Below are 21,883 nucleotides of genomic sequence, written 5' to 3' on the forward strand. Positions count from 1 at the left end.
AGTATGGTGACTAAGCCATATTTTTGAATGTATCTGCTACCAATCTTGGGCATTCGTGCCTGCCATGCTGGCTTTGACGCTTTGATTCATAATACGGGCAGCAAAGGCATCACTGTGAGGCTTGAGCTTTGCTTGCTTTGCCTCGATAAGTGCCAAATCATCAGTACTGAGCGTTGTCTGCAACACTTGTATTTGCTCAGCCAATGAGTGCTGCTCCTCAGAAGACAATAAGGCTGAAAATTCTTTAAGGGCAGATTGTAGCGCTAATACTTCACGCTCCGCTTCTACTTTGGTTTCGATTAAAGAACGTGTATTTTTATCTTCTTCTGCATGCTTGAATCCTGCAACGAGCAACTGCTCTTTTTGCTCATCTGATAACCCATAAGAAGGCACAATCTCAATCTTACTTTCTGTCTTGGTTGTGGTTTCCTGTGCGCTGACGGTTAGCTGTCCATTCGCATCGATACTAAAGGTCACTTCAATACGAGCAAATCCAGCTTTCATCGGCGGGATACCATATAGCTCAAAACGACCCAATGAACGGCAGTTATCTACTGTCTCGCGCTCGCCCTGTACCACATGAATCACCATGCCTGTTTGACCATCTTGATAGGTGGTAAACACTTGGCGTTTTTTGACAGGGATAGGCGTATTACGTGGAATCAGTACTTCAACTAAGCCGCCCATGGTCTCAAGACCAAGCGATAGCGGCGTTACGTCTAACAATAGTAGGTTGTTATTACTATCGCCATTGACCAATTGATGCGCCGTTTGGGCAGCACCCAAAGCCACGACTTCATCTGGATTTAGACGACAAAGTGGTTGCTTGGCAAAAAACTCTGTCACGACTTGTTGTATAGCAGGCATACGAGTAGAGCCACCGACCAAAATCACTTCGTCTAGATCAGCACTCGAAAGTTTGGCATCACGCAGTACTTGTTCGCATACGCTCAGTGTACGGCGGCTAACTGGCTCTGCAATAGCCAGCAAATCTGTACGGCGCAGCACACCTTGGTAAGATTGCTCATTGACAGTGATGTCAATATTGACTTGTTCAGCATCCGTCAGGGCTTGTTTATAAGCCTTGGCTTGTTGGGCGAGTATCGCTTTATCATGACGACTCACGTCTTTAGGATCGATATTTAATTGTTTGATAAGCCAATTGGTCATTAGACGATCGATGTCATCACCGCCTAATGCACTATTACCGCCAGTTGCCAATACTTCAAAGACGCCATCAGTTAGTTTTAAGATAGAAACGTCAAAAGTACCGCCACCCAGATCGTAAATTAAATAATAACTTTCTTTATCACCGTTTTGCGTTGACTGGTCGAGACCATAGGCGACGGCAGCAGCAGTAGGCTCATTTAGCAGGCGTAACACATTGATACCAGCCGCTTGGGCTGCATCTTTGGTCGCTTGACGCTGGGCTTCATCAAAATAAGCAGGGACAGTAATGACCGCACCCTCAATACTGTCTGCAGGCAATGCGCTCGCTGCCCGTTGCTCAAGCGCTGCTAAAATACGTGCTGATACTTCAACAGGCGATACTTTACCCTGAGCCGTCACAAATGCTGGCATGTCATCTTTGCTGCCGCTTAACTCATAAGGATGAGAGAATTTGATATCAGCTTGACTACGACCCATAAAACGCTTAGCCGAGACGATCGTATTTTTTGGATCATCCGCTAAGTGAGCTAATGCATCAGAGCCAACCAAGGGCTTACCTATGCTTGGATAATAGACCACAGAAGGTAATAATGTATCGGTAGCTGCGCTTGCCTCTAAGACTTGCGCCTTGCCTGAGCGTACTACCGCGACCAATGAGCGCGTAGTACCAAGATCAATTCCTAGGCCAAAACGATGCTGATGGGGTTGGGCACTTTGATTGGGTTCGGCAATTTGCAATAAAGACATAAGATAACTCAAAGATAAAATGAAAGAGATAAAATTAGTAAGTGAAATGGAACAAATATGATAAGCGCACTATTGTAGTTTAACTGCTTTGTATGCACGTGAAAATGAAGATACTTAGCGATTAAAAGTGCTTAAAATAAGGGATTATACGGCATCGCTATGACTATTTTAACCATCGCTTATAATATAGTTTTCAAATAAGCGTTATAAGCGAATAGTATTTATGAATAAATTTGGCATATAGAATAAATTAACAAACTTATACTCAGTTAGTTAGACGTATAAATCATCATCATCTAAATGCTCAGCAGTCGCTAACTCATCGATACCAGTAGTCACGTCAGCATTTAATTTGACTAAGAATTTCAGTTTTTGTGTCGCATCAATCGCCGTTTGCCAATCTTGGTTTTGGTAAGCATCGTTAAAACGCTTAGACTGTTCTGCCAGTCGCTCGGTGATTTGAGGGTGTAGTTTTTGCAATGTCGCACGATCTTTACCCTCGATAGCGTCATCTAAATCCATGCGCATCTGCATCGCATCTTCTAAAAAATCCAAGTCTGCAATTGAATGCTCTAGATTCTGTGCTTGATCTGCCATGTCTAGTAGATAGCTAGCACGACTATCAGGCGCACTTAACGCTTGGTAGGCTTGGTTGATTAACGCTGAGGCCTGCTCAGACTGCTGTTGCGCTTGCGTAGTATTGGCTAGATTCTTGGTGACATTATCAGGATGATAACGTTTTTGTAGCAGACGTAGATGCTGATCGAGACTCTCTTGATTGACTTCAAACTGTACAGGCTGCTCAAATAGGGCAAAGAAGTTATCAAACTGGGCTTCTGCAGTAATGTCTGTCATATCATACGCCTTGCTTGTTATTTATTTTGAAAGTTTTCTTTAGCTGAGAACATATCTACTATGGCTTGAATATAGAGTCAGGAAACTCTAAACTCAAGGGTTTTCAACCTTTGGCTCATTAAACGGTAAAAGACTCGCCGCAACCACATTCGCCTTTTTGATTGGGATTGGTGAACTTAAAGCCTTCGTTAAGACCTTCTTTTTCGTAGTCCATCAACAAACCATCTAAATAGACCAAACTTTTAGGATCAATAAAGATGTTAACACCGCGGCTTTCGTAACGCGTGTCATTTTCATCAGGGGTATCTACAAACTCTAAAACGTAAGCTAAGCCTGAGCAACCCGCGGTACGGATACCCACTCGAATACCTTCGCCTTTGCCGCGATTGTCCAAAAAGTCTCGAACATGCTGAGCGGCGCGTTCTGTCATTTCAATCATGCCAACTCCCATTGACTATCAATGATAAATATCAATCAAAAAAATCTGTATAAACTGGCAATGAAAATAGCGCACTTGCCAAAAAAATCTTAATAACGACCAGTTAAGAGTCACTAGAAAATAAAAGGTGACAATTACATTAGCGTTATTGTCACCTCTTTAGCGTTAGTAGCTGTTCAATACACCGACTACTAAAGTACGGCCATTAAGACCGTGTATTTAGAAGTACAATACTTACGCTAATAGGTTTAGCTAGCCGCTTCTTCTGTCTCTACTGCTGCGCTATGCTTGCCTTTATAGTCGCTAATAGCGGCTTTAATGGCGTCTTCAGCAAGTACAGAGCAATGCACTTTTACTGGTGGTAAGGCCAACTCTTTCGCGATATCGTTGTTTTTGATTTCGCCCGCTTGATCCAAGCTTTTGCCTTTTAGCCACTCAGTCACGAGCGAGCTTGAAGCGATTGCTGAACCACAGCCATAAGTTTTAAAGCGTGCATCTTCAATGATGCCGTTATCATCAACTTGAATCTGTAGGCGCATTACATCGCCACAAGCTGGGGCACCAACCATACCAGTACCAACGTTTTTGGCATTTTTATCAAGATTGCCGACGTTGCGTGGATTTTCGTAATGATCAATAACTTGGTCACTATAGGCCATGGGGTTTTCTCCTAGTTAGATGATGAGTAGTCAATTACTGACTTTAAATGTCTAACTACTCATCGATAATTGGGGTCAAACATTTAGTTAATAGAAACGGTATTTATAAAAACTGGATTTATAAAAACTGGATTTATAAGTGTCTGATCAATCGTTTAATGGTTCTGTTTGACAACTATGTCGTTGCTTTCGGTAATTTTAGTGCTCAGCCCATTCGACTGAATCTAAATCAACACCTTCTTGGTACATATCCCACAGTGGTGATAAGGCACGTAATTTATCGACCGCTTCATGCATTTGTTTGATGACAGTATCGATGTCTGCTTCAGTGGTATAACGACCGAAGCTGAAACGAATTGAGCTGTGTGCTAATTCATCTGGGCGACCAATAGCGCGTAATACATATGATGGCTCAAGCGTCGCTGATGTACAGGCTGAGCCTGATGATACCGCTAAGTCTTTGAGTGACATCATTAGCGATTCACCTTCAACGAAGTTAAAGCTGATGTTTACGATGTTAGGTACGCTGTGCTCAAGATCACCATTTAGGTAAATCTCTTCGATATCTTGTAGACCGTCCCACAGTTTTTGGCGTAGCTTGGCTGCATGTGCATGGTCTTCTTCATAACGCTCATTGGCTAAAGCAAATGCTGCTCCAAGACCAACGATTTGATGCGTCGGTAATGTACCTGAACGCATACCGCGCTCATGACCACCGCCATGCTGCTCTGCTTTCAAGCGGATACGTGGCTTACGGCGAACAAATAATGCACCAATACCTTTAGGGCCGTAAGCTTTGTGACCTGAGAAGCTCATCAAATCGATCTTCGTGGTTTCAAGGTCAATCAATACTTTACCAACAGATTGTGCGCCATCGACGTGGAAGACCACACCCGCTTCACGAGTGATTTCACCAATGGCAGCGACATCAGTAATCGTACCAAGCTCATTATTTACCATCATGAGTGATACTAAGATAGTATCGTCACGTAATGCTTCTTTAACTTGCTCTGGTAGGATTAGCCCAGTGCTTGGTTGCGGCTCAAGATAAGTAATCTCAAAACCTTCTTGCTCAAGCTCACGGCACGTATCTAATACGGCTTTATGTTCGATCTTACTGGTAATGATGTGCTTACCACGAGACTGATAAAAATGCGCTGCACCTTTAATCGCTAGGTTGTCTGATTCTGTTGCACCAGAGGTAAAGACGATTTCGCGTGGATCAGCATTAATGACTTCGGCCACTTGTTGACGCGCTGTTTCTACCGCTTCTTCTGCTTGCCAGCCATAGCCATGCGAGCGCGAGGCTGGATTACCAAAGATGCCATCTACTGTCAGATACTCGCTCATCTTAGCAGCTACTGATTTAGCAACTGGTGTGGTGGCGGCATAATCTAAGTATATAAGGTTGTTATGTTGGCTCATGCTGGGTTTGCCTCGCTGTTCGATAGGGTAATAGTGTTGATATCTTTTATGGAAATCTCTTTGGTAGAGTTGTGCTGACGCTCTGACACTGACTGCACATTTTCCATGTCTAATAATTGCGCTAATGTTATATTTTTCAAGTACTGTTCGATATGATTGGACAGTGCACACCATAAATCATGGGTTAAGCACATTGTACCACCTTGACAGTCGCCGCGTCCTTCGCACTGCATCGCATTGACCGACTCATCGACGGCAGATATGATGCTCATGACGTCTATTTCATGCAATGGTTTGGCTAGATGATAGCCACCGGCCGCACCTCGGATGCTAGTGACCAGACCACGCTTACGAAGTTTGGAAAACAGTTGTTCAAGGTAAGAGATGGAAATCGATTGCCGCTTGGCGATATCAGATAAGGAGACTGCAGTGTCTTGTTGGCTGGTCTGTAATGCCAAATCCAGTAACGCAGTAACGGCATATCTGCCTCGAGTAGTCAAACGCATGTGTTATCTCCAAACTTTTAAGTCATTTTTATTTAACAACGACCTTAGCAAAATGATAGTGGTGGCAGCTTGTAGCGCAATATGAAAGCTACTGATGGAATCACATAATCGCTAAGTTGTGTCTTATCGTTATTAAACAGCAGATGATGAACCCGATGTGTGCAACGATTAGGCCAATTATACTTAATCCTGAGTAATTTAGTCAAGATTAAAGTGTGGTTGAATGGTTAATCGAGCTTATCACTATGATTGATAAAAACAATGGTATTAAAAGGAGGGGATATAAGATTGAAAACATTGATTCCTAGTATTTTTGAAATACTAAAATACAGTCTTAAGGTTTGAGTCTTACGTTTTTTTAACTTCTATCAATTATATTAGGGCGTGCTGAATGTTCAATACGCCCCAGTCATCTAAGCGCCTAGTATATTAAGCGCTTAATATGCCTTAATCGGCATCAAACGCGTTTGGTAAAGTAAGCAACCTTTCATTGTTAAGCTGACATTGGTAAGTCGTTGTTGGCGAAATTAATTCATTAATAGCACGATAATGGCTGCGATCATAATGACGAGAGCAGACACGGTGACGATTATCAGGGTTTTTTGTTTGCTCTGTAACTCTTTAACCGTGATTTCAAGCTCACGGTTTTTAATAGTTAAAGTGTTTATTTGGGTTTGTTGCTCTTTGATGCGTAATTTATAGCTGTCCTTTTTGTCAGCCATTTCAGCTTCAGTAGGCTTGGTTTTACCTTTGCCACCTTTTATCTTTTTAATAAGACCTTGAATTAAGCTGCCAAGACCGAGTTGCATAATAAACTGCTTGACCAACTGTACTTGAACAGACTCACCGCGCATTTGTAGTTTTTCGGTGGTTTCGCTGTCATGAGTGGTGATCGCATTGATCACTTGGATGCTATAGGCATTAATGATGACGTCAGATTCGCTGCGGTCAATAGGTAACTCTGCGTCTAATAATACGCCTTTGGTGCTAAAAGTGGCAAACACCTCAACATGCGGTAGATACAAGCGTAGCGCCACGACAGTACCTTGCTTGGCAAGTGGGTAAGCGGCTTTACGTAGTTCGGGATCTAAACGTAACAATAGTGTCAGCGCCGACTCGATGAACACCAGAATGATATTAAGAAAAGAGTGAGACAACGTAGAACGCTTCATGTAAATAATCCGTTTTATATTTGGCAAATTAGAGGCAAAAGACAAACAAGAGTCAAAATTGACCCAAAAGGTGCAGTGATATTTTGCTTATAGTAACGCCTTTATAATAAAAAGTAACGCTAGTTTCTGTCAGTTGGGAAATTATTACTTTACAATTTGGTAATCAACAAGGACACAGATATTTATGACTGGCGATGCCTCAGTACGAGATAACATCTCTTTGAACGATAAGGCAGTATAGAGGTTGACTCGCTAAGTCGAAGTTAGGAAAAGCCAAGGTCACTAGCAGTTATGACCGTTGCAGAGGCTTTGCGTAACATTGAGTGTCAAATACGTAGTACAGTAGGCAAAAATATGTAAAATCGCTTGCGCTCCTTATGCTGCCTTGATATAAAGACGATAACAAAGCGAAACCTGTTAATACGCCAGTCAGGCAGTTTTTATTGCTTAAATGCTATGAGAGCGTTACAATGCTTGGCGTGAGCGTTTATTATCCCCCTTAAACTTGAAGGAAATTTTATGAATAAGTCAGAATTAATTGATAGCATCGCAGACAAAAGTGGCCTAAACAAAACCCAAGCTGGCGATGCATTGAATGCTGTTATGGAAAGTGTTGGTGAAGCGCTAGAAGCTGGCGATAGCATCTCATTGGTTGGTTTTGGTACTTTCAGCGTAAAAGACCGTAAAGCACGTACTGGCCGTAACCCTAAGACGGGTGAAGAGCTTAGCATTCCAGCAAGTAAAGTACCAAGCTTTAAAGCAGGTAAAAACTTAAAAGAGCGTTTAAACTAAGCCGTTTTATTAAAAACGGATGCTGTATAACGACGTGATATACGAATCAACACAGCATTTACTTAGTAAAGCATTATATGGTTTATAGCATGGCTGAAAAGTCATAATATGAATCATAAAAAAGCACCTAAATATTAGGTGCTTTTTTTATCGCTATAGTTTGTATCATACCACGTGAATATTTTGAGTCTGCATCAAAAATCACGTATCATAGGGCGCGCGATAGATGCGTTGTTTAAATAAGGCTGTTTTACTCAGTCTTGTTGTTCTATATCAAATTCACACGTTCTTATTCTTACCATTGCCTGCTTAGATAGCATTGATATTAATAGTAATATTACAATGGTTTTTCATCAATATAGGTTTATAAAGCAGAGATAACTATGGATAAATTGCGCGATTTCTTAAAAAGCTGGCCAGGTCGCATTTTATTGATTTTATGCCTATCGCCGCTCGCTCTATTGGGTGTCGAAAGCTATTTTGGAGGTGGGGTCGATCCCAACCAAGTCGCTCAGGTGGGTGAAGCAAGCGTAGGGTTGTCCGAGTATCAGACTGCCGTAAATAACCGTCGTACTGAAATACTAGAACAAGTTGATGATGCCAGTCTATTGAATGAAGATGTATTGCACGAGCAGGTGCTCAAAGGTCTCATTGATCGTACGCTATTGGAGCAGCAAGCGGGCAAGCTTGGTATGACAGTCTCTGATGACACGATTAATCGTCTATTGCGTGAAGAAGAAATTTTTAAGGACGCAGAAGGTAATTTCTCTAACGAGCAATTCTCAAACTTTTTGCGCCAGCGTGGTATGACGAAAGATCAGCTATTTTCTGAGTTCCGTAATCAGTTAAGCCTTGATCAGCTCAATGCCAGTATCGTTGGCACGGCAGTATATCCAATGCAAGCGGTCAGTCAATTGATTGACTTACAACTTGAGTCGCGCAATATCTGGCTGCATCGATTTAATTGGCAAGATTATGCAGATCAGGTCAAGTTAAGCAAAGGCGATATACAAGCCTATTATGATGCCAATAAAGACACACTAAAAAGTGCGGCGATGGTAGATTTGGCATATTTGCAATTAAGTCCTAAAGCCATTCAAGTGAATGAGGTTACGGAAGAGGATTTGCAGCAGCAATATGAAGCTTATAAGCAAGGGCTAGCGGTCGTCGATGAACGTAAGATCAGTCAAATCCTATTAACGGGTAAAGACGCGAAGACCAGAGCGACCAAAATCAAAGCTCGCTTGGATAAAGGTGAGTCTTTTGCGGCATTGGCTAAAACCGAGTCAGATGATCCATCAGGAGCAACAGGTGGCGATATTGGTACCTTTAATCCCTCTGTGTTTGGTAATGATGCTGCAGCGGTTGAGCAAGCTTTAGAGGGCTTAAGCGTGGGTGATGTAACAGCACCTATTAAGACCAGCTTTGGCTATCAGATATTTACTGTAACCGAAGATAACGGTAGTAAAATCCCAAGCCTAGAAAGCATGCGTGCAGAGTTGACAGCAAAAGCCAAAGAATATAAGCGTCAAGAAATCTATGCAGATAAAGTGACAGCGATTAATGACTTGGCAGCAGATGGCTTTAGTATCGAAGACATCGCTCAGCAAGAGAACGTAACGCTAAAACGTATCAAGGATTATCGTAAAGAAAACAACAAATCGGAGTTATCACAACCAGCAGTGATTAAGCAGGCTTTTGATGAATTTACCATTCAAGATCAGGCAGTAACCGCAGGTATCGAAGTTGGTAACGGGACAGTATGGGTGCAACCAAGCAACTATCGTCCTACGAAAACGCTTAGCTTAGCTGCTGCTACACCAAAAATCTCTCAGATATTACGTCAAGAAAGGGCCACGGCATTGGCGTTAAAAGAGGCGAAGAAACTAGCCGCTGGTATTAAAACGCCTGCTGATATCAATAAACAGCCAGTACGTTTTCAATCATTAGGTGAAGTGAATCGCCAAACCACTCTATTGACAGAGAAAGAACGCGGACTGGCCTTTAGTCAGCAAGCAGCTAATAATGGCGTCGTTGCTATTGCCAGTGAGACTGAGATGGGCGCGACTTTGTTGGTCGGTGATCGTATTAAAACGGAGGAGCAGTCGCCATTATCTGATGTGCAAAGAGCACAAACGGCTGCCATCATTCGTGATAACTTGGGGCAAGATCAGCTACAAGATTACTTGGATTATCTCCGCTTGGTATATAAAGTTGAAGTTAATGACGCCAATATAGCAAACGCGCAAGGGCGTTAGAAATAAAGCTATTAAGGAAAACGTGAGATACTTACTTAGTCATTCGTTCTAAATAATCTTCTCAAGTTTGAAGCATAAAAAAGCCACTGTCTACAGTGGCTTTTTTAATGAGCATTACTTTTATCATAAAGATTTAGCATTAATAGCGATACAAAATTTAATACTGCTATCAATGCTACTATTCAAAGTGATACGGAACAATTTAATGGCGGAAATGACGCATACCAGTGAATACCATCGCGATGCCATGCTCATTTGCCGCAGCGATGGTTTCATCATCACGCATAGACCCACCTGGCTGGATAATAGCAGCAATACCGACTTGGGCAGCGTTATCGATGCCATCACGGAACGGGAAGAAGGCATCTGACGCCATAACAGCACCTTCAGTAGCCAATCCAGCGTGCTCAGCTTTGATAGCAGCGATACGCGCTGAGTTGACACGGCTCATCTGACCAGCACCAACACCGATAGTACGCTGACCTTTGGCATAAACAATCGCATTGGATTTGACGTATTTTGCTACATTCCAGCTGAATAATAGATCGGCGATTTGCGCTTCCGTTGGTTGTACATCAGTGACAATCTTTAAGTCATTGGCTGTAATCAAACCAAGATCTTGCTCTTGTACTAGCAGGCCACCGTTGACGCGCTTGTAGTCAAGCTGACTATCGCGTTGATCTGGCGCTGGCAGTTCGCCGCACACCAAGACACGGACATTTTTCTTAGCAGCTGTCGCTTCAAGCACACCATCTTCGATGCTTGGTGCAATAATAACTTCTACAAACTGGTTGTCGATAATGGCTTTAGCAGCTGCCAACGTCAATGGGCGGTTAAAAGCAATGATGCCGCCAAAAGAAGACTCAGGATCAGTACTGAAGGCAGTGTTATAAGCGGTTACCTGATCGTTATCCACAGCGACACCGCAAGGATTGGCATGCTTAACGATAACGCAAGCAGGTGCACTAAAGGCTTTGACGCACTCAAGGGCAGCGTCAGTATCGGCGATATTGTTATAAGACAGTGCCTTACCTTGTAGTTGCTTAGCAGTCGCTATAGAGGCTTGTTGGCTTTTTAGCGGATGGTTTTCTGTATAAAAAGCAGCGTTTTGATGTGGGTTTTCGCCGTAGCGTAGATCCTGTGCTTTTTCGAGCTGCACATTAAAAGTACGTGAGAAATTCTCAGGTTGCTGGTTTTCATTGACACGGCTACCTAAGAAATTGGCAATCATTCCGTCGTACTGTGCAGTATGCTCAAAAGCCTTAACCGCTAAGTCATAGCGCAAAGCAGGTATCAGCTTGGTGCCATCACCTAAAGCGGCAAGTATGCGCTCATAATCTGCTGGATCAGTCACGATACCCACATGAGCGTGGTTTTTCGCCGCAGAACGCACCATCGTAGGACCACCGATGTCGATGTTTTCGATAGCATCGTTCATGGTGACATCCGCACGAGCAATGGTTTCAGCAAACGGATATAAATTCACGACAACCAAATCAATACGCTCAATCGCGTGCTCACTCATGACGGCATCGTCTGTACCACGGCGTCCCAGGATGCCACCATGAATTTTAGGATGTAGTGTTTTGACACGGCCATCCATCATTTCAGGAAAACCTGTGTAATCGGATACTTCGGTCACAGCGACATTGTTTTCTGTGAGTAAACGATAAGTACCGCCAGTAGATAGTAAGCCAAAGCCTGACTTAATAAGGCCTTGCGCAAATTCAACGATATTGGATTTATCAGAGACTGACAATAGAGCAAGTGGGGTTGTACTCATAAGAAAATTTCCATAAAAAAAGCCTGACGTAAACGTCTGGCAAGGTGACAATGACAATTGTTGCAGACAATATCATGGTGGATAGCGTCAATAACGTTAAATTGCCATACATAATGATTGGTAATAAAGACAGAGAAATGCATATAGCAGATGCTACATTAAGTCATAAGTTTTGAGTTTTTTGCGTAAAGTGCCACGATTCAGACCTAAGATTTGTGCACACTTGGTTTGATTGCCTCGCGTTTTTTCAAGGACAACCGATAATAGTGGCTCTTCAACTTGTTTTAAAATAAGCTCATACAAGTCGGTCGGCATCTCATCGCCTAGCATCGCAAAGTACTGTCGTACCACACGCTCCACATGTACGCGCAGTGGTTCATGCCGCTGGCTCGCATCGCTGTCTAATGAGGAGTCAACATGACGAGTTGAATGATGGTTAGCTGTACTATAATCGGCAGGATGCTCAGAGCTTGTGGCAAAATGATTGGCATTATGCTGTGCATGAGGTGCCATAAGATAATGTCCTTGGGATTGGAAAGAGTCAAACCATAAGATATCAGGGTATTATATCAAATTAATACCGTTTAGCGCTGACAGATTAACCTTATATTGGCAGCAGTATGACTAGGGTATACGCTTACTATTATAACATTGCCACAAAATATAACTGGCTGGGTCGCACTTGCATCACTACTGAACTTGCGACCTGCCTACGTTTTTCTGAGGGCTGAAGTTTTAAGAGACGAGGTTGTTTATAGAAACAGCTATTTTGTTAGTAATTATCCACTCAATACAGAGGACTTATAGTCACTTCTCGAATTTGTCTATTAGCAACAGGGATGGTAAATAATATGTTTCGACTACTGTTCGCCGCTAATTGGCTTTGCTTGCTTAATAGATAATCAGCTGGCGTGGCGATGAATTCTCCAATCATATCATTTGCGCCGTATACGCTGACTTTAACATTCGGATACAGCTGTGCTTTGGCACTTTGATTGTTTAATGTGGCACTGACATCGCTCGACTTTCCATCCATCTTAATCTTACTCGATTTATGATTAAGGTTAGTAATCGTAAATGCTGTTAGATCGGCACTAGGTAAACTACAGGCAGCGACTGCACATACTGATTGTAAGCGCTCTGCATGCACTGGGTTTTTCATCAAAGTTTCTAGATTAAAAATGACGTATTGAGCAAAAAGTAGCAGTGCTAATACTAAGCATCCTAGCGTCCATAGTAAGGATGCGATAGAACGTCTCTGCGGCGTAGGTGTAAACTTTGCTTGTGCTTTTCTCACACGCTCTTCGGAGGTTAACGCTTCATCTTTCAATGGTACACCCATATCGAGCAATAGTTGTGATAAGTCGGTATCGTCTTGTCGAACCTCTTCGCTTTTATTTTGTTCTTTTAGGAGTTTTTCGAGCCAAGAATTGTCCGCAGTATCATCCACATTGGCATGAATATCATTAGCGGCTGCTGAACTGAGCGCCATTTGTGCTGATGAGGAATTTTCTGTTGTAGCATCAGATGATACTTTCGCTGATGACGCGTTGTTTTTATCTGTTTTTTTAGAGAGGTTACTTGGTGGTTGGTTGTCTGCTGTAGAAGTATAACTGCTATTGTTCATATTACTTGCTTGAGTCAGCCAAGCATCCATACTATCTAGAGAATCATACTCCAAAACGCTTTCTTCTGGTTCATCGCTATCCATATCATCATAGATTAAGCCGTCATGAATCAAATCATCCTCAATTAAAGTATCAGATGAAGCATTTTTTGAGTATGGAGGAGTGAGTGGTGACTTAGCAGCACCTACTGCATGTTGATTTTTATTATGATTGTCAGCGGTTTGTGCAGGATGTCCATTTGAATCGGCTAGCGTATTGGTGTCAGTCGTTGTATTTTCTTGAATCGCGGAAGTACTGACAGCATCGGCAGTGAGGATAAGATGTTTATTGACCAAAAAACTCTGTTGGCATTGATCACAGCTAACAGTGGCGTTTACTTTATTCAACTGTGTTTGCTGTATTTTAAAGCAAGATTGGCAATGAGGGCACTGAGTTTTTATGGGCGTGGTCATAGGGTCGAATCCAAAAAATTATGGTTATCAATACCGCTTAGCCACTCGCTAATAGTTGCCTATAGTGCTAATACTGCCTTTTGTATCAGCTTTAAATATTAGCTGTAAATGTCCATAAATGATGAGTAAGGACAGAGTGGCGTCAAATGCATGACATTTGACTGCCCTCTATCGTAACAGATGTAATTAAATGTTGCTAGCCTGTAAATGTACCAGATAAACGCTGCCAATGTTGGTCTTCTTGCGCTGTAAAAGCATGCTTTGCATCAAGCGCAAAATAAGGTTGATAAGCCGCCGTTACCTGTTCGGTTTGTGACTCTATTAGACCGGCTAATACAATGCGACCTTTTGGTGCGATTAAGGTGGCGAAGTAAGGCGCTAAGCCAATAAGCGGCTTGGCTAGAATGTTTGCAACGATTACGTCTACAGGTAACACATTATTTTGTGCGCAGTAGTCAGTGAAGTCTTCTGGTAAAAACGCTTGCAGGCGATCCCCAACGTGATTGCGTGCGGCATTTTGATTGGTTGCCAGCACTGCTTGTGGGTCGATATCGACGGCATACACGTGGCGTGCACCTAATAACAAAGCAGCAATGCCTAAAATACCTGAACCGCAACCATAATCAATCACCACTTTGTCTTTTAGATCTTGTTCTGTTAACCAGTCAAGACATAAGCGGGTAGTGGCATGATAGCCTGTACCAAAAGCTAGGCCAGGATCCATAATAATATTAGTCGCCTCAGGATTGGGCGGCGTCAGCCAGTTGGGCACAATCCATAAATTATTAGCACATTCGATAGGATGGTAATTGCTCATCCATTCGCGCTCCCAATCTTTATCATCGACAGCCGTGAGCCAGATACGAGTGGCTTGCACTTGTGCTGCGATTTCATGACTGAGCTGCTCGACTGCCTGACGACTGCCAGCATCGGTGGTCGCATCAAATAGCCCTGTCAAAATAACTTCATCCCATAGCGGTGATTCACCAGGTAAGGGCTCAAATAGAGGTTGGTCACCTGCGTCGTCTAAGGCGATGGATAATGCACCTGCTTCTAGGAGCAGTGCCTCAGCCAAATCGACGTTTGCTTTTTCACATTGTAAATGCAGTTGTTGCCATGCCATAACGATAACCTTAATTAAAAATGAATGTCTATTTTGGATAAATGATGCGGGTACAGAATATAAAAAGTGAATAGATACCAAGTGATAAACTTGGTATCTATTCACTTCGGTATGTCTTGATATTAGCGTAAGGCTTGCTTCGCTTCACTGATGACGCGAGCGTTGCCTTGGGCTTGTCCTGATTGCAAAATAATTTGCCACAGCGCGCGACGACGACTGGTATCTTGAGAAACACTCAGACCACGGCGTGCCATGGCTTCTGCCTTGCGCGGCTGGTTCTTTTTTAATGCTACTTGCGCCAAATAGAAATATACCGCAGAAGATTTAGGTGCTAGGCGCTGTGCACGGGTAAAGCTGTTTTCAGCATTGGTCAGTTTGCCAGCTTTTAGTTGACTGATACCTGCTTGCATCAAATTGCGAAATGCTGGCAGGTTGCTATTGTTGGTGGTAGCTTGCTGTGTTCGTTGCTGCGAGTTTTTTCTTGCCTGTTCTAGCAATTCGTTGTGTGACGGTGCTGACGGCTCAGAGATGATGTAGTCATCACGCGAAGGGATGATAATAACTGGATCAGGTTGGGTCAACACAGGATTAGATGGTGTAAATACAGGCGTCTCTTGAGTCAATGGATTGGTTGATTCGGCTGGTTCATAGGAGTTATAAGGCTCAATGGGGTAGTCGTCCTCGTCCTCTGTTCTGACAATGGGCGCTTGCGTCACAGTCGCTATGGGGGCTTTAGCTGTTTGCGATGATGGCAGCGTTTGAGTCGGTACCGTTTTGATCGCGGTAGATGCAGTCGGCGCAGTCTGGCAAGCGCTCAAACTCAACATGCCAGCTAGAGCGCTGACTGCCAGCATCTTATTGGCTGGCTTGATTTTGATAGACCACGTTATGACGGCTGACCTAGCTGATACAGTTCGCTTGAGAAATAACATTAGATTGAGACCTTTTTTAAGTTTCACAAATAACTTTAGAACCATTCAACGGCACGATCATACCAAGTATCGGCACGACTTTCTGCATCATTACCATTTGACCCATCACTGTTTTCCTGGTTGTCGCTATCAACAGCTTCGCCATTTGGAATCTCTAAACCTTCACTACGGCGCTGCTGGTTTTGTTCACGAGCACGATCTTGTTGATATAAGCCGACAGCGCAACTGCTGGCTTCTTCTGGTAAATATGCCGACAGGACAGGCAGATAGCGTGCATCTGCACAGCGCTCATTAGACAACTTGCCTGAGTTGTTCTCTAACCACAACCATTCAATACCTTCAGGCTCTGGTAGTGCCACAGGCGTCAGTTTCAAGCGATTCATATAGTCAACCCAAACTGGCAATGCGCCAGTACCGCCGCTTAAACCAATTGGCTTGTTATCATCACGGCCAACCCAAACCACACTGACATAGTTGCCACTGTAGCCTGCAAACCAAGCGTCGCGGTAATCATTTGTGGTACCTGTTTTGCCAGCAAGATTTAGATTGCTACCAAGTGATTGCACGCGTTTGGCAGTACCGTTTTTGACCACATCTTGTAAAGCATAGTTAATTAAGAAATTGGTCTCAGGCGGAATACTACGCTGAGTGTTGAGTCCAGTACGTTGTAAAATACGACCACGGTCATCAATGACGGTGCGAATACTATGGATAGGCGTACGGAAGCCACCAGTTGCAAAGACTTGATAGACACCAAGCATGTCCATTGGGCTAAGATTAACAGAACCTAACAATGCTGATGGATAAGGTGGTATTTTTTCTTTGATTCCCATGCGCTGTAACTGCTTGGCAAAGGTATCGACCCCAAACTCCATACCTAAGCGTACCGTTGCTTGGTTATAAGACTTTGATAAAGCAGTGGTAAATGGCACATAACCATGGTCACGATTGTCATAGTTCTTGGGGTTCCATTTAGTACCATCGCTTAGATTGACGGTAATCGGTGAGTCATCGACTGAGCTTGCAAGATTATAGCGCCCACTTTCAAGCGCTGTCATATAAATAATAGGCTTCAATAACGAACCCACTTGGCGCTTGGCATCGACCGCACGGTTAAAGCCGGTAAATTCACTGCCACTGCCCACTACAGATACCAGCTCACCAGTCTCAGGATTGGCACTCACTAAGGCACCTTGCAAGTCTTTGGTTTTGCTACTATTACGACGCAGCTCACCCAATTTTCTATCAACCGCTTTGTCTGCGGCTAATTGTGCAATAGGGTCTAAAGTACTGATAATGATAAGACCTTCATTTTTGAGGTCATCAGAATAGTACACGGTATTCAGCTCGCGCTTGACGATATCCAAAAAGTCAGGGAATTGACTTTTGCCTTCGACAGGTTTGTCCACAACACCAAGTGGCTGCTTTAGCGCTTTTTCATAGTCTTCTTGACTGAGTGAGCCAACGGCCAGCATGTTGCCCAGCACGACGTCACGGCGCGCTTTTGAGTCGTTTGGATGGCGACGTGGGTTGTAGATACTCGGGCCTTTTGCCATACCGACTAGCAGGGCTTGCTGATCCAAGCGCAGCTCATTCAGTGGTTTATCAAAGTAAAACTGTGATGCCAAGCCAAAACCATTAATAGAGCGGTTGCCGTTTTGACCCAAATAAATCTCGTTGAGGTACGTTTGTAGAATTTCATCTTTGCTATAATGTAGCTCGAGCAATACTGCCATTAACGCTTCGTTGGCTTTGCGCTTCAGCGTACGGTCTGAATTGAGATAGAAGTTTTTAATCAGCTGCTGAGTGATGGTCGAGCCGCCTTGTCTAGAGCCACCAGAGAAGTTGTTCAGTACGGCACGTGCAATGCCTCGTATAGAGACGCCTTTGTGCTCATAAAACGCACGGTCTTCCGTGGCTATTAACGCATCAATGAGTGGTTGTGGTACTTCATCTAACGAGACGACCAAACGATCTTCATTACTGTCAGGATAAATACCACCGATACTCACCGGCTCTAAGCGAATGATGCCGCTTTTGGCAGGCAAAGTGCTTTGTACGGACTCAATCTTGTTACCAGCAATGGTCATTTTTATGACTTGCTCTTTATCCACATCGTTGGCGCTATAAGTAAAACCGCGAGTATGAATAAAGTAGGTATTACCTGATCTATGATAGGTTCCTGTGCGATCATAAGCTTTGTTGCTTTGATAGTTCAGCAACTCCAGCCATGTCTTCATCGTATCTTTGTCGACACTCGCGCCTTGATACAATTCAAGCGGCTGCGAATACACTTTAGCAGGAATATCCCAGCGCTTACCCTCAAACTTATGAGTAATGGTGCGATCAAGTTTGATTAAATATAGCGCCAAGAGCACCATGCCAGCAATAATGACAATTAAGATAAGACTACTAAATACCAACCCACGCTGCTGTGAAGGGAGCGTGTGGTTAACAGATTTAGAGGACTGTGTTAACTTGGTATTTGGTAACTTGGAATTGGATGTTTGCACTGATGTCGCACCATTTTGGTATAAAAAACTGCCTCATAATGACGCAAATTGACAAATTTTTCAATCTATCATCGTCAACGCAGGCATTCATTGATTTTAAGCTGTGAGTCGTTATGCTCTTCACAGCACTTGCTTATAGTATAATCTCTGTTAAAACACGGTCATTGCTAACAAAGCATTAAAAGCTTTAGATTGGCAGTATCATTGTTATATAAGTGTCATATTAGCTTCATGTCACCATGTAACCATGTCACATAGCCATGCACGATAGCAGTTTAGAGACGCGCCAACGATGTGTTTTTTATGAATTAACCGCTACTGTTATTGTTTTATTTTTTGTGAGCCGTGCTGAAAGTTATTTAAAATAGCTGTTTTAGATAAGTCTTCTGCATAGGCGTTGAGTCTCGTTAGTGATAGTAAGTTTACTTAAAGCGAATAAGGTTCGAGCAAACCTGTCTAAAGGAAGTAAGCGCGATTATGTCCAATGTCCCATCATCAATGGCATCGACCACCAGCCAGCATTATGAAGATAACTCTATCATCGAAGGTTTAGTACTGCCACTCGCAGGTCACTGTTTCCACTGCGGTGATCCTGTACCGCAGCCGCCGTTCCATGCCAAGATATTGGGTAAGCCGCGTGAGATGTGCTGTATGGGCTGTCAGTTAGCCTCTCAAAGCATCGTAGAGGCAGGGCTTGAGCAGTATTACTTGGACCGCTCAGAGATTAATCGTACGGCAAGTCTACCGACGCAGTTGACTCGCCTTGAGGCGTATGACCATGACGAGATCAAATCACAATTCGTCTATGCTCAAGACGGACTGTCGGTTGCAGAGCTGTCCGTCAATAACCTACGCTGCGCGGCATGTACTTGGCTAATTGAGTCGCGTCTCGATGAGTTAGAGGGTATCAGTAAATGTCAGGTGAATTTGACCAATCAGCGTATGCGTGTGATTTGGAACGAGGATAAGCTGCCGATCAGCCGTATTCTTGCCACCATTAATGAAATCGGCTATGAAGCCAAGCCTTATCGTCAAGATACGCATGAGGCGATGCTGGCGCGTCATAACAACCAAATGCTGATACGTCTTGGCATTGCCGCGTTGGGCTCGATGCAAGCGATGATGTATGCCGTTGCCATCTATTTTGGTGAATACAGCGATATGCTAATATTTCAGCGTGATTTTTTGCGCTGGGTGTCTTTATTTGTCAGTACGCCCGTTTTCTTCTATGCGGGTGTCCCGTTCTTTACCTCAGCGTGGTCGGCAATTCGTGCCCGTCAAGTCAATATGGACGTGCCCGTCAGCATCGCGCTGATTGTGACTTTTTTCGCGAGCCTATATGCCACCATCACTGGTCAAGGGGAAACCTATTACGATTCGGTCAGTATGTTTATTTTCTTTTTACTGGCAGGGCGTTACATTGAGCATAATGCCCGCCTAAAAGCCGCCACCATGGCCAATGACTTGGTTGTGGTTGAGCCAGTACTGGTACAAAAAATTGCGGAAGATAAAGAAGCCGCCGAGCTTATATTACAGCAGTTAAAGAAAAATGAGCTCAAGAAAACAGCTATAAATGAAGACGTGAGCAATCAAGTCAGTAATTTGGATACAAATGAGGCGAGCACATCAGCTAATCCAACGCCTAATTTTATGCAAAGCATGGATGCCAATGTTCATCAGCTCACATCAAAAATTGCACAAGACTGGCAACGCACGCGTACTCAAAAATCAGCCATATCAACAACAGCAGATGAGGCAAAAGAAAAACAAATGGTCACCGCCCATAGTTTGCAAGTGGGTGATATCATTTTAGTTGAGGCTGGCTCTGAAATCATCAGCGATGGTATTTTGCTGAGCCAGACTGCTACCGTGTCGCAAAGCCTATTGACGGGTGAGGGCGACTTGATTATCAAGAGCCAAGGTGACTATATCGTCGGCGGTGCACAAAACGATAGCCAACCGTTTGAGATGCTGGTCACAGCATTGCCAGCAGACAGCCAAATTGGCTTAATTGATCGGCTGATGAACCGTGCCATGAGTGAAAAGCCCAAACTGGCACAGCAAGCAGACAAGCTGGCACGATGGTTTGTGGCGCGTATTTTGGTATTGTCTGTCTTGGTATTCATTGGTTGGTATATCGTTGACCCAAGTCAAGCGATTTGGGCTACGGTCGCGGTATTGGTCGCGACTTGCCCTTGTGCGCTGTCTTTAGCGACACCGATTGCGCTGACGGTCGCGACCAATCGACTGGCAAGCTATGGCTTTTTGACGACGCGTGGACATACGCTACAAACTTTAGCGGAAATCACTCATGTCGCCTTTGATAAAACAGGCACTTTAACTTATGGTAAGCCGAATTTATTAAATATTGAGCTGCTTAAAGATAATGATATTGCAACGGCTACAGATGAGCAAAAAGATACGGTATTAGCCATCGCTGCGGCTCTAGAAGTAGGGAGCCGTCATCCTATTGCACACGCGCTGCTTACCGCTGCCTATCAGTTGCATTTGCCATCGACGCAGGCCTTACAGCATTATCCAGCAGGCGGTGTCGAGGCAATGATTGATGGCGTATTATATCGAATTGGTCATGTGGATTTTGCGTTAAACGATGCTGATAATGATATGGTCATTGATTTAGTATCACAGCGCGCCAGCTCAGCAGTGGTTTTATCTTGTCAACAAAATGACTCGGTCACTTGGCAAGCGCTGGCATGCTTCTATTTCAATGATAAGGTGCGTGATAGTGCCAAAGCCATGCTTGATACGCTTAAAGAGTTGGGTATTGAGACAGTTATGTTGACTGGTGACCCAAGCCCGCAAGCGCTGGTATTGGCTGAAAGCTTAGGGATGCATTCTGCTTACAATGGTCTATCTCCAACAGACAAGGTTACTCATATTCAAAAACTACAGGCGGAAGGTGGCGTAGTGTTGATGGTGGGAGACGGTATCAATGATGCGCCAGTGCTAGCCGCAGCAGATGTCTCGACTTCTATTGCGGGGGCGGCAGATTTGGCACAAGTATCGAGTGACAGTATTATCTTAAATGGTCAAATCGACGCTATTACTGCGGCTAAGAGTATCTCTGATAAAACGGAACGTATTATCAAACAAAACTTCCGCTGGGCACTGATTTATAATGGCAGTGTGCTAATACCAGCAGCGTTAGGCTATGTGCCACCTTGGCTAGCTGCTATTGGTATGTCATTAAGCTCATTGTTTGTGGTATTAAATGCGCTACGCTTAAAGCGTGCTTAATACCCATTCAAAAAACGATTAGCTGCGTCAAACTTACTTAGCCTACTAATGTAGTACTGAAACTCATCTTCCTTGCTGCTCACATTTTTCCAAACAGTATGTCTGTCATAAGTATTTAACTTTACCCATAAAAAAACCGCCTTTAACTATATGAATAGCCAAGGCGGTTTT

General features: G+C 43.6%; 16 protein-coding genes. 3 read left to right on the forward strand and 13 right to left on the reverse strand.

What is annotated here, in order from left to right:
• Nucleotides 1–36: 36 nt before the first annotated feature.
• The 7 genes from hscA to I3252_RS05165 form a co-directional block, all read right to left on the reverse strand.
• On the reverse strand, nt 37–1,917 hold the full coding sequence (gene hscA, locus I3252_RS05135) for a Fe-S protein assembly chaperone HscA (protein ID WP_238034426.1): 1,881 nt from the start codon (nt 1,915–1,917) through the stop codon (nt 37–39).
• A 273-nt stretch (nt 1,918–2,190) separates the two neighbouring features.
• Complete coding sequence (hscB, locus tag I3252_RS05140) at nt 2,191–2,772, reverse strand: Fe-S protein assembly co-chaperone HscB (RefSeq protein ID WP_238034427.1); 582 nt, start codon at nt 2,770–2,772, stop codon at nt 2,191–2,193.
• Nucleotides 2,773–2,890: 118 nt separating this feature from the next.
• On the reverse strand, nt 2,891–3,211 hold the full coding sequence (iscA, locus tag I3252_RS05145; RefSeq protein WP_045445072.1) for an iron-sulfur cluster assembly protein IscA: 321 nt from the start codon (nt 3,209–3,211) through the stop codon (nt 2,891–2,893).
• A gap of 248 nt (nt 3,212–3,459) precedes the next feature.
• Nucleotides 3,460–3,870, reverse strand: coding sequence for a Fe-S cluster assembly scaffold IscU (gene iscU / locus I3252_RS05150; RefSeq protein WP_055124404.1), 411 nt, complete (start codon nt 3,868–3,870; stop codon nt 3,460–3,462).
• A gap of 198 nt (nt 3,871–4,068) precedes the next feature.
• A complete protein-coding gene (locus tag I3252_RS05155; protein ID WP_045451862.1) occupies nt 4,069–5,295 on the reverse strand; it encodes an IscS subfamily cysteine desulfurase in 1,227 nt (408 codons plus the stop codon).
• Complete coding sequence (locus I3252_RS05160; RefSeq protein WP_198332834.1) at nt 5,292–5,801, reverse strand: Rrf2 family transcriptional regulator; 510 nt, start codon at nt 5,799–5,801, stop codon at nt 5,292–5,294. The genes I3252_RS05155 and I3252_RS05160 overlap by 4 nt, the downstream gene beginning before the upstream one ends.
• Before the next feature lie 527 nt (nt 5,802–6,328).
• Nucleotides 6,329–6,973 carry a hypothetical protein gene (locus I3252_RS05165; protein WP_238034428.1) on the reverse strand — a complete coding sequence of 215 codons (645 nt, stop codon included), beginning with the start codon at nt 6,971–6,973 and terminating at the stop codon, nt 6,329–6,331.
• Nucleotides 6,974–7,492: 519 nt separating this feature from the next.
• Here I3252_RS05165 and I3252_RS05170 point away from each other — a divergent pair.
• Entirely contained in the window at nt 7,493–7,765 is a 273-nt protein-coding gene (locus I3252_RS05170; protein WP_045445077.1) for an HU family DNA-binding protein, read from the forward strand.
• 383 nt (nt 7,766–8,148) lie between these two features.
• Nucleotides 8,149–10,023 carry a SurA N-terminal domain-containing protein gene (locus I3252_RS05175; RefSeq protein ID WP_238034429.1) on the forward strand — a complete coding sequence of 625 codons (1,875 nt, stop codon included), beginning with the start codon at nt 8,149–8,151 and terminating at the stop codon, nt 10,021–10,023.
• 202 nt (nt 10,024–10,225) lie between these two features.
• Here the strand turns inward: I3252_RS05175 and purH are convergent, their stop codons facing one another.
• The 6 genes from purH to mrcB all read right to left on the reverse strand — a co-directional run bounded on the left by purH (nt 10,226) and on the right by mrcB (nt 18,454).
• Nucleotides 10,226–11,806: a bifunctional phosphoribosylaminoimidazolecarboxamide formyltransferase/IMP cyclohydrolase gene (gene purH / locus I3252_RS05180; RefSeq protein ID WP_238034430.1), complete on the reverse strand. Its 1,581-nt coding sequence runs from the start codon at nt 11,804–11,806 to the stop codon at nt 10,226–10,228.
• A gap of 153 nt (nt 11,807–11,959) precedes the next feature.
• Complete coding sequence (gene fis / locus I3252_RS14190; RefSeq protein ID WP_087816165.1) at nt 11,960–12,319, reverse strand: DNA-binding transcriptional regulator Fis; 360 nt, start codon at nt 12,317–12,319, stop codon at nt 11,960–11,962.
• Nucleotides 12,320–12,593: 274 nt separating this feature from the next.
• The gene (locus I3252_RS05190; RefSeq protein ID WP_238034431.1) at nt 12,594–13,886 is read right to left on the reverse strand and encodes a DUF3426 domain-containing protein; all 1,293 of its coding nucleotides are present in this window, start codon (nt 13,884–13,886) and stop codon (nt 12,594–12,596) included.
• Nucleotides 13,887–14,082: 196 nt separating this feature from the next.
• Entirely contained in the window at nt 14,083–15,009 is a 927-nt protein-coding gene (gene prmA, locus I3252_RS05195) for a 50S ribosomal protein L11 methyltransferase (RefSeq protein WP_193009464.1), read from the reverse strand.
• A gap of 122 nt (nt 15,010–15,131) precedes the next feature.
• The gene (locus tag I3252_RS05200) at nt 15,132–15,941 is read right to left on the reverse strand and encodes a tetratricopeptide repeat protein (RefSeq protein ID WP_193009463.1); all 810 of its coding nucleotides are present in this window, start codon (nt 15,939–15,941) and stop codon (nt 15,132–15,134) included.
• A 35-nt stretch (nt 15,942–15,976) separates the two neighbouring features.
• Entirely contained in the window at nt 15,977–18,454 is a 2,478-nt protein-coding gene (mrcB, locus tag I3252_RS05205) for a penicillin-binding protein 1B (protein WP_060490725.1), read from the reverse strand.
• A 477-nt stretch (nt 18,455–18,931) separates the two neighbouring features.
• Between mrcB and I3252_RS05210 the strand changes: the two genes are divergently transcribed.
• Nucleotides 18,932–21,712 carry a heavy metal translocating P-type ATPase gene (locus tag I3252_RS05210; RefSeq protein WP_238034432.1) on the forward strand — a complete coding sequence of 927 codons (2,781 nt, stop codon included), beginning with the start codon at nt 18,932–18,934 and terminating at the stop codon, nt 21,710–21,712.
• The last annotated feature ends 171 nt before the right edge of the window (nt 21,713–21,883 follow it).

Origin of the sequence: Psychrobacter sp. Ps4 (genome assembly GCF_022129285.1) — a bacterium.
GTDB classification, from domain to species: Bacteria; Pseudomonadota; Gammaproteobacteria; order Pseudomonadales; family Moraxellaceae; genus Psychrobacter; species Psychrobacter immobilis_A.